The organism is Marinobacter sp., assembly GCF_033722735.1.
GTDB lineage: Bacteria > Pseudomonadota > Gammaproteobacteria > Pseudomonadales > Oleiphilaceae > Marinobacter.
This window is the reverse complement of record NZ_JAWVYN010000037.1, coordinates 1-14550: the sequence shown is the minus strand read 5'-3', so window position 1 is coordinate 14550 and position 14550 is coordinate 1. Positions and strand designations below refer to the sequence as shown.

The following is a 14550-nucleotide window of genomic DNA, read 5'->3' as shown; positions in this document are numbered from 1 at the left end:
CCTTCACCACCAAAGGGCTGGGAACCGACGATGGCCCCGATCTGGTTACGGTTGACGTAGGTGTTGCCCACCCGGATGCGGCTGGCAATCCGTGCTACCCGGTGATCCACCCGGCTGTGGATACCGAATGTCAGACCATAGCCCTTGGCATTGACATCGTCGATGACCCGGTCAAGGTCCCGGGCCTCGAAGGTGGCCACGTGCAGCACCGGGCCAAAGATTTCTTCCTCCAGTTCACCAATACCGTCAACGCGGATCACCGTCGGTGCGACAAACAGCCCTTTCTCCGGCACCGGGACGGTTTTCAGTACCCGACCCTGATCCGCGAACTTCTTGCAGTGCGCCTCTATGCGATCCTTGGCGGCCTGGTCGATCACGGGACCCACATCGGTAGACAGCAGCCAGGGGTTGCCGACGCCGAGTTCATCCATCGCGCCGAACAGCATCTCCAGCAGGTTGTCCGCAATGTCCTTCTGGACGTACAGCATGCGCAACGCGGAGCAGCGCTGGCCCGCACTCTGGAAAGAGGACGCCAGCACATCCCGAACCACCTGCTCCGGCAAGGCGGTGGAATCCACGATCATGGCATTCAGGCCACCGGTTTCCGCCACCAGCGGTGCATCCGGCGCCATGGTCCTGGCCATTACCCGGCTGATACGCTGGGCCGTGACGGTGGAGCCCGTGAAGCAGACCCCGGCAATTCGTGGATCGGAGGTCAGGGCCGCGCCGACGGTGGCCCCAGCACCCGGCAGCAATTGCACCGCCGCCTTGGGAATCCCCGCCTCGTGCATCAGTTCGACGGCCCGGGCCGCGATCAGCGAGGTCTGCTCCGCCGGCTTGGCCAGCACGGAATTGCCCGCCGCCAGGCTGGCCAGCACCTGGCCGGCAAAGATGGCCAGCGGGAAGTTCCAGGGCGAGATGCAGCACATGACGCCACGGGCCTCTCCCTCACCCTCGTATCGAATACCCTCATCGGCATAGAACTGGGCGAAGTCTACCGCCTCACGAATTTCCGCAATGGCATCCAGCAGGGATTTGCCCGCTTCCCGGGTGGTCAGGGCGAACAGTTCGTCGGCGTGGGCTTCGAACAGGTCACCTACCTTGCGGATGCACACGGCTCTTTCTGCCGCCGGCACCTGCGACCAGCTCTGGAAACCGTCCTGGGCAGCGGTAATCGCATTCTCGATGTCCGCGTCGGAGGCCTGAATCACATGCCCCACCAGATCGTCGGGATCGGCCGGGTTGCGAACCACCTGCACTTCCGTACCCGCTGGATCAGCAGCGATGACCGGCCCGCCCTTCCAGCGGTGGTTACGGAAGGCGCCACGGCCCTGTTCGATCGCGCCGACGGTCACCGGATCGGTGATGTCCCAGCCCCTGGAGTTACGACGCTCGGCGCCAAACAGGTCGGCGGGCCGCACGATCGCCTTGCTGGCGATCGCATCCCCCATCGCCTCGACCACCTCGATGGGATCCTTGGCGATCTGTTCCGGCGTGATGCGGGTATCCACAATCTGATTCACGAACGAACTGTTGGCACCATTCTCCAGCAGGCGACGCACCAGGTACGCCAGCAAGTCACGATGAGCCCCCACCGGCGCGTAGATGCGGCACGGCACGCCGCTTTCGCGAATCACCTGATCGTGCAGGGATTCCCCCATACCGTGCAGGCGTTGAAACTCGTAACAATCGCGTCCCTTGGCCAGTTCCAGGATCGCGGAAACGGAGTGGGCGTTGTGGGTGGCGAACTGCGGATAGATTCGATCCGTCATCGCCAACAACTTTTTCGCGCAGGCCAGATAGGACACATCACTGCAGGCCTTGCGGGTAAACACCGGGAAACCGTCGAGCCCCATGACCTGGGCACGCTTGATCTCGGCATCCCAGTAGGCTCCCTTCACCAACCGCACCATGATACGGCGGTCCAGTTTTTCGGAGAGCGCGTAGAGCCAGTCCAGCACGTGGGAGGCACGCTTGCCGAACGCCTGCACCACCACGCCAAAACCGTCCCAGCCGGCCAGTTCCGGATCAGACAACACCGCCTCAATGACATCCAGGGACAGGTCCAACCGGTCTGCCTCTTCAGCGTCGATGTTGAAGCCCATGTTGGCCGCGCGTGCCTTCTTGGCCAGTTCCAGTGCCCGTGGCACCAGCTCATTCATAACCCGCTCCCTCTGGCCGAATTCATAGCGGGCATGCAGTGCCGAGAGCTTGACGGATATACCCGGATTCTTGCGGACATCTCCGGCACAGGCGGCGGCCAGACGCTCAATCGCGTCGGCATAGGCGCGATGGTAGCGCAGGGCGTCGTCGTCGGTGCGGGCCGCTTCGCCAAGCATGTCATATGAATAGGTGTAGCCCCGGGCCATCTGCCCCTTGGCCCGCTCCTGGGCTTCATCGATGTCGCGGCCCAGCACGAACTGACGCCCCATTTCCTTCATCGCCCGACCTGCAACAGTGCGCACCACCGGTTCGCCCAGGCGCTTGACCAGCTTGCGCAGGGTGTCCCCCACGCTTTGGCGTTCGGAATCCTTGAGCAGGTTGCTGGTCATCAACAACGCCAGGGTGGTGGAGTTGATCAGCGAGGATGAGGCCTTACCCAGATGGGCGCCCCAGTTGCCGGAGGTGATCTTGTCCTCGATCAGGGCATGGATGGTCATGTTGTCCGGCACCCGCAACAGCGCTTCGGCCAGGCACATCAAGGCCACGCCTTCCTTGGTGGTCAGCCCGTATTCGGCGAGGAACTTTTCCATGATCGTCGGGCGCGCGTTGTCACGAACGTTACGAACCAGTTCGGCGGCACGAGCGGAGATGGCTTCACGTTCGGCATAGGAAAGCTGAGCGCCGGCAATCAGTTCACGAATTACCTTGTGCTCATCGGCCAGGTAATAGTCGCGGATCGCGTGACGGCATTCGTTTAGGACGGGAGTCACTGACTGCTGCGGTCTCATAGCGTTAACCTCATCATTGTTTGTCGCTCTGACTGGCATTCTACCTACGCCAAAAAAGTCTTTTTTCCTTTTAAGGAAATTCTTACAATGCCTTTTATCTTTTGTTCTTCATTAAAAGTTAATGAACGACCAAGGCAATGGATATAATCAGGATATTTAACCTTCCACTGCCCCGAACCAACAAGCAACGACCCGCTCAACCCGCTGCTGAAGCCAACTCCCGCAGCACCCCGTGGGCTACCGAGAAAATGGCGCAATCCACTTCGTTTGCCGCCTGCATATCTGCCAGCATGCGCTGCCAGCGTCCCAACTGGGACTTCTTGTCGGTGCGCCAATACGCCAGCATCTGCTCGGGTGATTTCTCCTCCTCATGCGTTTCGGCCCCGGACTGGAACACGCTGGAGGTGAGCTGTCGCAATTGGCGATCCAGTTCGTCCCGATAGTGGGCGGTGGCCAGCATCTGCCAGTGGCCCCGGGCCGGGAATACCCGCATCTGCCGGTCAAGCCACGTCAATTCCAGACTCTCACCCAGACTGAAATACACCCGGGCAACCGAGCCCAGGCCCCGTTCAAGCCGGAGCGCCACCTCAATGATGTCCAGCAGCCAGTACCGGCTTTCGGCCGAGGCGCAGCAGGCCGCAAGCTGCTCGGGTACGCCGCTCTCGCAATACTGTCCGTAGCGCTCGATCCAGCGACTTTCCGGTACCACCGCTCGTAGGCTGTCCACGGATTCCAGCACGCCCTCAAGGGCGGCACGGTAGCGGTCCTGGCTTGTTACCGGGTCCAGGGCACCCTGGCGATTTCGCAACAGCCAATTGGTGGTACGGGTGAGCAACCGCATCAGATCCCGGAACAGGTCGAGCTGAACGGCTGCGGTAACCTGACCATCCAGGGCTTCAATGGCACGCCACTGGTCCTCGATCCCGTATATCCGTGAGGCAGTCCAATACGCCGCCGCGATGTCCTCACGACTGGCCTGGGTAGCCTGCTGCATCTCCTCCAGCCAGGTGATCCCCATTCGGTTGACCAGCTCGTTCGCCATCTGGGTGGCGGTGATCTCCGCCCGCAACGGGTGCGCGGTAACCTCTGCGGGAAAGGCCGCCAGGAGGGATTCCGGAAAGGCGGAATACAGCGCTTCCCGGAAGTGCTCGTCATGGACAATGGCGGAATTGAGCAGCGTCTGTTTGAGCTCGATCTTGGCGTAGGAAATCAACACCGACAGCTCGGGGCGAGTGAGTCCCGCCTGGCGCTCCCTGCGCTCCTGCAGCGCCTCATCGCCCGGCAGCCATTCCAGGCTACGGTCCAGCCGGCCTTCGCTCTCCAGTCGACGCATCAGACGCTCGTACTGATCAACGCTGGCGGCTGCGCCCGCCTCGGCGATGGTCAGTGCCAGGGCCTGGCGATAATTGTTCCGAAGCACCAGCTCGGCCACGTCAGCGGTCATATCCCGCAATAACCGGTTGCGCTGATCCAGCGTCAGTTGGCCCCGGTGCACCAGGTCATTCAGCAGGATCTTGATGTTGACCTCATGGTCAGAGCAGTCCACCCCACCGGCGTTGTCGATAAAGTCGCTGTTGACCGCGCCCCCATCGCGGGAGAATCCGATTCGTGCCAGTTGGGTGAACCCGAGGTTCCCACCCTCACCCAACACCTGGCACCGTAATTCGTCGCTATCGACACGCACGGCGTCGTTGGCCTTGTCGCCAACCTGTTCGTGGGACTCTTCCGGCGCCTTCACATAGGTACCGATGCCCCCGTTCCAGATCAGCGACACCGGAGCCCGCAGCAACGCGGAAATCAGCTCGTTCGGCGTCAGCCGGCCGGCTTCTATTGCCAGAGCCCTGCGCATTTGGGGAGAGATCGGAATGCTCTTGCTGGATCGGGAGAACACGCCCCCGCCATCACTGATGACCGCCGGATCGTAGTCGGCCCAGTTGCAGCCGGGAGCAGCAAACAGCCGCTGTCGCTCGGCGAACGCCCGCACGACATCCGGTTCCGGATCAACAAAGATATGCTGATGGTTAAAGGCGCCGATCAGCCGAATACGATCCGACAGCAGCATGCCATTGCCGAACACATCACCGGACATGTCCCCGATGCCCACCACGGAAAACTCGTCCACCTGGGTATCCAGGCCCCGTTCCAGGAAGTGACGCTTGACGGACTCCCAGGCACCACGGGCGGTGATGCCCATTTTCTTGTGGTCATAGCCCTCACTGCCGCCGGAGGCAAAGGCATCCCCCAGCCAGAAGCCGTATTCGTGAGCCAACCGATTGGCGATGTCGGAGAAGGTGGCGGTCCCCTTGTCCGCGGCGACCACAAGGTAGGTGTCGTCTTCGTCATGCCTCACCACGCGCTCCGGTGGCACCACGCAACCGCCGTCCAGGTTGTCGGTCAGGTCCAGCAGGCCTCGGATGAACAGCTGATAGCACGCAATCCCGTCGTCCCGGAGCGCCTCCCGGGAGCCGTTCTCTGGCGGCTGTTTGACGATGAAGCCCCCCTTGGCGCCTTCCGGCACGATCACCGAGTTCTTGACCTGCTGTGTCTTCACCAGTCCCAGGATTTCGGTGCGGTAGTCCTCCACCCGGTCGGACCAGCGCAGCCCACCACGGGCTACCCGGCCTGCCCGAAGGTGAACACCCTCCACCCGGGGCGAGTACACGAACACTTCAAACATCGGCCGGGGCTGGGGAATATCGGGAATAGCCCGGGGATTGATCTTCAATGACAGATACGGCTTGAAGTCGCCATCCTGCTGCTGGAAGTAATTGGTTCTCAGGGTGGCCTTGATGACCAGGAAGAAGCGCCGAAGGATGCGGTCGTCGTCCAGGCTGTCAACGGTCTCCAGTGATTCCAGCAATTGCCTTTCGATGCGACCGGTGACCTCGCTTCGCCGCTCCGGCGACGGGGTATCCGGCTCGAACCGGGCCCGGAACAGGGCGACCAGCAAGTTGCTGATGTGACCATGGCGAGCCAGGGTATCGGCGATAAACGGCTGACTGAAGCCAAAACGAAGCTGCTTGATGTAACGGGCATAGGCCCTGAGCAAGGCCACTTCGCGCCAACCGAGGCCGCAAGCCAGGATCAGGCGGTTAAAGGCATCGTTCTCGGCAAACCCGTTCCAGATTTCCCGGAACGCAACCTGCAAGAGGGGTTTGGCGGATGCCAGGTCGGCACCGTTCGCCAGGGATTGGAGCTCCACAGTGAAGTCGCTGATGCCAAACTGCTCCCCGTCCTCGCGCATGACCCGGTACGGGTGCTCATCCAGAACCCGCATGCCCAGATTCTCAAGAATGGGCACCACGTCGGACAGAATCACTGGCTGACCCTGGCTGTACAGCTTGAAGTTCAGTGCCTGACCGGACCGTCCTGCGCGGGGGTTGAACTGCATCGGCACATCCGAAGCCACCGAAATGGTCTGCAGCATTCGGATGTCATGGACGGTTTCAGACGCGGAGAACCGGGCCCGATAGGCCGGTGAGAAGCCGTTGCCGAACATCCGGGCCAGATGGCGGCCCTCGGCCTTACCAAAGGAGCGCTGAAGCAGCGTTTGCAAGTCGTCATCCCAGCATCGGGATTCAGCCATGACTTTGGCCAGCAGTTGTCTGAGGTGGACAGCTTCTTCGCTATCCAGGTCCTGCTCGGGCAGGGCGTCGGCGAGTTGTTCCAGCAAAGATTGTTGTAGTAATGGGCGGGAATCGGTCATTGGGCGTCTCCGGCATGGGCCTTTTGGACTGGGTCGAACGGTTCAACCAGTATATCCAAGGCGCCAAAGTCGCTTTGACCATAACCTTTCAAATGAAAGGCAAGTTCATTATATTGGGCAGGTCATTTAGCCATATATTTCTTACTGGAGTTAAATCATGGTCGAACTGGACAGAATCGATCACTCCATACTCCGTGAGCTGCAGAAGAACGGACGCATTACGGTGACCGAACTGGCCTCCCGGGTGGGTCTTTCCAAAACGCCCTGCCAGGTTCGTATGCGGCGGCTGGAGGACCAGGGGTACATCACCGGCTACACCGCGCTGGTGAACCAAACCAAGCTGGGCCTCAACCACATCGCCTTTGCCCAGGTCACCCTGTCTGATACCAGCAGCAAGGCCCTGACTGCGTTTAATCAGGCCATCAATCAGATTTCGGCGGTGGAACAGTGTCACATGATCGCCGGTAACTTCGACTACCTGCTCAAGGTTCGAACCCGCAACATGGCGGAGTACCGGCAGGTTTTGGGGGAACAGATCAACGCCCTGCCCCATGTCGTGCAGACCAGCACGTTTGTGGTGATGGAGAACGTCAAGGATAAGGGGCTGTAGGCAAGGCGCCCCGTTTATCCGCATCCGTCGAAAGGAAGCGCAGCCAGCAACCGCTGTTTGAACCACTGGTGCGCCGGGTCCTTGGCCATCGCTTCCGGCCAGATCAGGTAGACCGCGACCGGGCTCACCGGCACCGGAAAGGGCAATACCTGCAGGGACAGGAAAGACGCCAGACGAAGGGCCAATCGCCTGGGCACGGTCGCTATCAGGTCACTGCTGCTGGCGACCGAGAGCAAGCTGGAGTATTGCACAACGTGAGCGCCAATCCGCCTGTTCCAGCCCGGTTTGCCCAGGATCTGGTCCAGCGGCAGCGTCCTCCGTTCCCGCTCCGGCAACACCACATGCTCCGCCGCCAGAAACTGGTCCAATGACAGGGTCTCCGTAATGTCCGGGTGCCCCCGGCGAGCCACCACCGCCAACTCCTCCGTACCCACCAGTTGCCCGCTGAGCCGGCTGTCTTCCGGCAACTGGGTGTCGAAAGCAAAGTCGGCTTGCGCCGCCAGCAGCCACTGCTGCCAGCCCTCCGCCTGGGGCAGGGTACGCACTCCGACGGTTTCGCTTTCTGTACGCAACCGGGCCATCAGGGGGCCCAGCGCCAGGGATTCGAGATAATCCACAGCAATGATGCGGAAGGTGCGTTCGGCATTCGTCGGATCAAAGGCGGGGGCCGGGTCAAGCGCGGCCACCAGCTGATCCAGCCCGGCCCGAATCTGCTCATAGAGCGCGTCGGCCCGTGGGGTGGGCTGCAACCCGCTGCGTTGGCGGATGAACAGGGGATCATCCACGGTGAGCCGCAAGCGCTGCAGCGCCGCGCTCACCGCCGGTTGACTCATGCCCAGGCGGTCGGCGGCCCGGGACAGCTGCCGCTCCTCCACCACGGCGGCAAAGACCGGCAACAGGTTCAGGTCGACGGACCGTAAATTCAGCTTCATGGATATTTAACTTACTGGATATTTATTAGACAGAATATCCAGCCTCTGGGACCCTGTCCAGACACGGATCAGAGGAGAACAACAACATGACCGTCAACGACCTTATTGCCCTCTCCATTGTGGCATTCGTCCTGGTAACCGCCGTTATCGAATGGCTCAGCGGCCGCAGCGCCAACGGTGCCCGCACCGCCAATGACTGGAAAATGGCAGGACTGACCGTCGCCGTCATGGTGGCCGTCCAGCGGCCCCTGCTGTTACTGACCATCGGGCTGGTGCTGACCCAGCTCATTCCCGGCAGCGCCAACAGTCTGGCCTGGCTGGACAATGAGTATTTCTGGCCAACGCTGGTCGTCTTCTTCTGCCTGGAGGAACTGATCCACGGCGCCGGTCACTACTTCGCCCACTGCAGGCGCCCCCGCCAACGCTGGGCCCAGGCCATCCAGGCGGTGTTCAAGCTGTCCCACCGGCCCCACCACATGAGTGGCGACGACGACCGGGGCCAGCTCAATGTCATCCAGACCTTCACCAACGGCTGGCTGTGGTGGTTCATCATGCCCAACTACTGGTTCCAGTTGATCTGCCTCTACCTGGGCCTGACCGAAGTGTTCCTGTGGGGTACCGCCATCAAGGGACTGTGGTCCGCGCACACCCACGCCAACTGGAACTACGACCTGTACTTCCACAACCATCGCTGGGCCTGGGTCCGCAAGGCCATGTGGGCACTGGCGCACGTGTTCACCTTCCCCACCCAGCACCACCATCATCACGGCCGCGGCCGCAACTCGGCCAGGAACGTCTGCGGCTCTCTGGCCCTGTACGACTGGCTGATCTTCGACACCCTCGCCATCGAGACGGAACGTCCCAAGGTATACGGCTGGCGCCAGTCCGAGCGGGAACGGAACAGCGTGCTCTACCGCTACTTCAATCTCGACCTGGGCAAGTACCTGACGCCTGCGGCGCCGCAGGTGCGGCCGGCCAAGGCCTCGACCGAGTGATTGCCCAATCGGCGCTGTAGTACAGCCGGGCAGCGCAAGCTGGCCGGCTTACCCTGTCATCATCGGTTAGGGATTAAGGGGGGCTGGGTCAAGCTTCTGCCTTACCCCGGCTCCGGCACGTCGATGACGTCTTCCAGCTCCCGGGCAGCCTTCCGCAGTTGCGGTTCAAATCCGCATAGATCCTCCAGGGAACAACAGATCACCGGAGCGTGGGTGAACAGGGAGGCGATAAAGCGGTCATCCGCGTCCCTGACCGGCACGGCACAGGCCACCATGCCATCGGGTATCGACAGCCCGCAGGTTTCTCCAATTTCCCGGGACAGGGATTCGAGAATCGCCCGTCGCTCCGACTTATAGCGCCCGGCGTAAAGGGACACCCAGTGCGGCCCTGTGCAAACGCTCCCCGGGCATCACATAGCCCCCCCATGCTGGCCTGCAGGAAGCCCTCCTGTTCCAACGTCTGGATCAACCGATGGCCCGTGGCCTTGGGGATGTCCAGATGCCTGGCCAACTCAGTGGCGGTCATCGGCTTGCCGGCCTGCGCCACGGCCTCGATGATTTCGAGAACGCGGAGGATGGAGGAGCCTTTCTCCCGCCGGGCAATATTCATGGCTGCCGCGCCCTCCGCAGCGGGCTGGTTTGTCATGGGTTACTACGCCTGATGCCAGACCGCGGTATAGAGCTCGACGATTTCTTCCACACTGGGTACACGGGGGTTGTTACCCGGGGAGCCGGAGGCCAGGGCCTGCGACGCCATGGTTGCCCGCAACTCGAAATAGCGATCCCGGTCGATACCATAGTCAACCGGGCTGGGAACGCTCAGTTCCCGGTTGAGCGCCCGCAGTTCGTCAATCAGTTTGCGATTGGCGGTGGTGGTAGCGTCGCCTGGCCCGGCAACGCCAATAGCCCGGGCACAATCGGCGTACCGCTGCGGGGCGCCGGCCAGGGAAAACTCGGTGACGGTGGGCAGCAGCATGGCGTTGGACAGGCCATGGGGTACATGGAAGAAAGCCCCGATGGGACGACTCATGCCATGTACCAGTGCCACAGACGCCGCCGAGAAGGCCACCCCGGCCAGCGTCGCTCCCAGCATCATCGCCTCCCGTGCCTCGCGGTCATCCGGGGTATGGTAGGCGCGACGCAAGTTGGGCCCAATCAACGTCATCGCCGCCAACGCCTGGCTGTCGCTGTAAGGATTGGCCTTGGCGCTGACGTAGGCTTCGATGGCGTGGGTCAGTGCATCGATGCCGGTATCGGCGGTCACCCGGGCGGGAAGACTCAGAGTCAGCTCAAAGTCCACCAGCGCCGCCATGGGCATGAAACCCTGCCCGACACAGAGCATTTTCTCGTCCTTGTCGGCATCGGTGATGATGGTAAAGCGGGTCACCTCGGAACCGGTGCCCGCCGTGGTCGGTATGGCGATGATCGGCAGCCCCTGCTCACTGACCTCCCGGGGAAACCGGTAGTCACGCATCTGCCCGCCGAACCTGCCAAGGATGGAGATTGCCTTGGCCGAATCGATGGGACTGCCGCCGCCGAGGGCAATCAGCGCATCGTACTCCCCCGCTTTCAGCTTCTCCACCCCGGCCAGAATAGCAGCTTCGGTGGGCTCCGGCTGGGTCTCCGCAAATCGGTCGCTGTCGATGCCCGCGTCCTGCAGACAGTCCACCAACCGGTCCACATAGCCCAACTCCACCATCATCGGATCGGTCACGATCAGCGGTCTGCGGCAACCCAGCGCAGCCAGGATGTCCGGAGTCTTGCGGCTGGCGCCGGCGCCGACGTCCAGCAGGCGCGGCAGAATGATTCGGTTGCTCATGAACTCCCTCCGGGATTGTCGGTGGTTGTAAGCCAGGGATGGTCGGGGCAGTGCCTGAAGACGTCGAAGACGACGCTTGTTGGGCGCCAACCACTCGGAAATGCTCATATTGAGACTATCGGTATCGATATAAGCTAGCCCCCAACCCGGAACGCCGCAAATCAAAACGAGAGCCGGCGTTTTAGTCTTTTAATGTTAGCCCACACAACTTTTTACATTTCAAACAACAGTTCGTCCCAAAATGCATGACAGCTTGTCCGCTTTGGCGGGCACCATAGAGCGTTCAATAAAAGAACAGCGGGTATCTATTTAAAACAACAGGAGCGACCCGCCTGTTCCAGAAAACATAAAAATATTGAGGCCTTCCTATGACTACACGATCCCCGCACCGGGGGAGGCGATCGGCTGCCCGGCCAGTCACCGGCATCCGACGCTCCGCCGGCTTCCGCCCTGCCCGACCGACTGCAATCACCCCAAATCCCGGCAACCACCACCTTCGCCATGGCCTGGTGGCCATTCCATTACTCGCCGCACTGGTCAGTGGCTGCGGGGAGGGCGAACAGACGATGCTCGCCAGCCAGGAAAGCAACACACTGATCTTCAGCTATCCACTGGATGGTCAGACCGCCGTGCCCACCTCCGCGCCCCTGGTGCTGCGCTTTAACCATGCGCTGGATGAGACCACCGTCGGCGAGCTCACCCTGGGCTCAGCGAACGGTTTGATACCGCTGGAGTTGGTACGTCTGACGGAAGACCGGCAGGGGATCGTTCTGCAACCCGATACGGCGCTGAATTACAGCACCGTCTATACCCTGGATAACCCTACCGGTGAGCTGTTTGAGCGAGACATACAGTTCACTACCGCACCGTCGACCGACGGCCTGCTGATCGACCAGACCGAAGGCACCGGCGCCTTCCGGCTGCTCCGTCGAATTCCGGACGGCACCGACAGCCACCCGGTAACGGATTTTTCGGCCCTGCGCCTGCAGTTTTCCGAGCCGGTCGATCCCGCTTCGGTGCGCTATGGCGACACCCTCAGCCTGCTGGACAGCACCGATCACCTGGTGAGTGCCCAGGTGCTGGTACAAGATCAACGGATCACGGTGGACCCGCTCGAGCCGCTGACCAGCGGCACCAGTTACCGGCTGGCATTCACCGACGGCATCGAGAGCCGGATGCTCGGCACGCCGCTGGAGGTGCCGGCCGAGCCCTGGCAGTTCGTGGCCAGCGATACCCTCCCACGGGGCTTACTCGCCCAGAGCACGCGAAGCTCCAACGGCGGACGCTGGCTGTCAATGCTGTCCGGTGAAGGCTACAACTCCGTGGGTCTGAGTTCCCTGTTGCTGGGTGATGACACCAGCACCGAGGCCAGCGGCACGGTGTTCGCCGAACTGGGCTACCTGCCTCGCTTTGAGGGCAATGGCCAAAGTATCCCGCTGCGCATCAGCCGCAACTCCCTGATGTTGGGCAGCCAGCTGGATGTGATGGTCGCCGGCGCCTTGCCCGCGGGCTTTGGCTCCGGCGAAGTGGACGTGCGTTTCCTCAGCGACGCCAACGGATTCATGCACACCAATCCCTACAGCGATCAGACCAGCGCGCCCCGGGTGATTGAGCTGTACCTCGATCTGGCGCTGAGCACGGAGAACCCGATTGCCAATGGGGCCTTTGCCCAGCAACTGCTGCATGTGCAGCTGGTGGGCACCACGATGGTGGAAGATGGCCGTATGGTGATTGACGCCTTCGGGGTAATCGAGCCGGAGGTGCTGGGCCTGGATCGCGCCTCGGGGCTGATCAGCTTCCGGCTGGAAGGCTACCAGGACCAGTCCACCGAGCCCGCTCCGACAGACTTTGCCGATACCAGCGCGCCGTCGATCCGCAGCTGGGTACCCGGCGAGGAGGCCCAGGACACCATCCAGCCCGGCGACCCCCTGGTGGTATTTTTCACCGAGCCCATGCTGGCGACCAGCCTGCGCACACCGGGCAATGTGACCCTCTACAGCGATATCGACGGCCCCGGCACCCAGCGGGCCATGGAGGTCGCGCTCGTTAGCAATGGATCGGCGCTGAAGGTCATCCCGGTCCAGCCGTTGCAGCGTAACGTGAACTACTCGCTGGCGCTGAACGATGTGACCGATTTGGCCGGTAATGCCCTGACGCCCACCACGCTGTCGTTTGCCCTGCCCGGTACCGGCAGTGACGAGTCCACCGTCCAGGCACCGCTCGCGCTCACCACCCTGCCCGGCTACCCCTGCGCCAAGACCGGAGCGGACCTGCCGGCCCATCAGGGGCGCTGTGAGGGCGGCACCACCTCCGAAGACCTACTGCCGGTACCGGACCACCCGGCCAACAAGCCCCTGACGGTGCGTTTTTCCCAGGACATGGACGAGGCCAGCTTTATCGCCGGCGAAACCGTTTGGGTCGAAGTCCAGCGGGACCTGGGCTGGGAGCCGGTACCGACCACGGACTACCTGCTGAATCCCGGCCTCCGCGCCCTGGAGATAGTACCGCTGGCGGGCTGGGAAACCGGTAAACTTTACCGCTATACCCTGGCGTCGAATTACAGTAACTCCGGCAGCATCATCCGATCCCTGAGCGGCATGCCGCTGCAGACCCAGGTCATTACCCAGGGCACCCGTACGCTCGCAGACCGTGACTTTGGCGGCGCCAACCTGGTGAATCATTTCGTGGCCGGTGAGGTGGCTAATCAGCTACCGCTGCCGTTACGGAACCTGCCCACCGGCGACGTGAACAGCGATCTCGGTTATGAGCCCGAACACGAGCCGGGCTCGGAAGCCGGTGAACCCCTGGCCAACGCCATCGGACTGCAAGTGGCCGACGTGTCGTCACTGGGGTCCCGCACCTCGGTGGTCGAGGCGGGTCGTGTGGGCTGCTGGGTCCCGGGTTGGTGTCCGGAGAACCAGTACCTCTACCTGACCGCAGGCCTGGACACGGTTATCCACGGCACCCCCAACGCCGAGGATGAACTGGCTGTGGACATCCTGCCCACCATTCTTGCCACCAGTGGCGTCGATCTCTGGGTGCAGATCGACACCTCCTTCATCGATGCCTTCCCGGATCTGATTCTGGATGTGGACCTGAGTGAACACGAACGCATCACCACCGGCCCCATGTTCATGCGCATCCGCTACGATGAAGACGGAGAGGGCAAGGCCATCCCCCCGAAGGGCAAGCTCTACAATGACGACAGCGGGCAGTTGATGTTCACCACCACCCTGGACGTCTACTTGGATGCCCCCTATCTGGACCCCAGCCTGGGCCCGGCCAACCTGAGCCACAACCTGCGCGGCTACCCACTCAACGACCTGGTGATCACCGGCCCGGTCACGTTCCTGGACGATGGCCGCATGCAGATTGCCCTGAGCAATGAGAACATCATCAGCATCAACGCGGATGTCTGGGGCACCATCGAGATTACCGGGGAGAACACAGGAGGCCTGTGCGGTATCTGGCCGTTCACCTACGTTTGCGGTGGCATTGCGAACGTAGCGGTCAGCGCCGACACCCGCCTGCGGCTGG

At 62.0% G+C, this 14550-nt stretch carries 7 protein-coding genes and 1 pseudogene; 3 read left to right on the top strand and 5 right to left on the bottom strand.

The annotated features are described in order from the left end of the window. Together putA and R3175_RS17320 are read right to left on the bottom strand one after the other, a co-directional pair. On the bottom strand, positions 1–2951 hold a 2951-nt coding region (gene putA, locus R3175_RS17325; protein WP_318945599.1), incomplete at its 3' end, for a bifunctional proline dehydrogenase/L-glutamate gamma-semialdehyde dehydrogenase PutA. Between the two features lie 196 nt (positions 2952–3147). Beyond that, positions 3148–6657 carry an NAD-glutamate dehydrogenase gene (locus R3175_RS17320; RefSeq protein ID WP_318945598.1) on the bottom strand — a complete coding sequence of 1170 codons (3510 nt, stop codon included), beginning with the start codon at positions 6655–6657 and terminating at the stop codon, positions 3148–3150. Between the two features lie 157 nt (positions 6658–6814). Here R3175_RS17320 and R3175_RS17315 point away from each other — a divergent pair, with 157 nt between their 5' ends. Then, positions 6815–7267, top strand: a complete 453-nt coding sequence (locus R3175_RS17315; RefSeq protein WP_318945596.1) for an Lrp/AsnC family transcriptional regulator — start codon at positions 6815–6817, stop codon at positions 7265–7267. Between the two features lie 14 nt (positions 7268–7281). Here R3175_RS17315 and R3175_RS17310 read toward each other — a convergent pair whose 3' ends face one another. Next, on the bottom strand, positions 7282–8199 hold the full coding sequence (locus tag R3175_RS17310) for a LysR substrate-binding domain-containing protein (RefSeq protein ID WP_318945595.1): 918 nt from the start codon (positions 8197–8199) through the stop codon (positions 7282–7284). Between the two features lie 86 nt (positions 8200–8285). On the opposite strand from R3175_RS17310, the gene R3175_RS17305 reads away from it, so the two are divergent. Continuing rightward, a complete protein-coding gene (locus tag R3175_RS17305) occupies positions 8286–9194 on the top strand; it encodes a sterol desaturase (protein ID WP_318945594.1) in 909 nt (302 codons plus the stop codon). Between the two features lie 101 nt (positions 9195–9295). Here the strand turns inward: R3175_RS17305 and R3175_RS17300 are convergent. After that, positions 9296–9804, bottom strand: a pseudogene (locus tag R3175_RS17300) (helix-turn-helix domain-containing protein). A 42-nt stretch (positions 9805–9846) separates the two neighbouring features. Further along, entirely contained in the window at positions 9847–11013 is a 1167-nt protein-coding gene (locus tag R3175_RS17295) for an iron-containing alcohol dehydrogenase (protein ID WP_318945593.1), read from the bottom strand. Between the two features lie 368 nt (positions 11014–11381). Here R3175_RS17295 and R3175_RS17290 point away from each other — a divergent pair. After that, positions 11382–14550: Ig-like domain-containing protein (locus tag R3175_RS17290; RefSeq protein ID WP_318945592.1), on the top strand; the 3169-nt coding region annotated here is incomplete at its 3' end.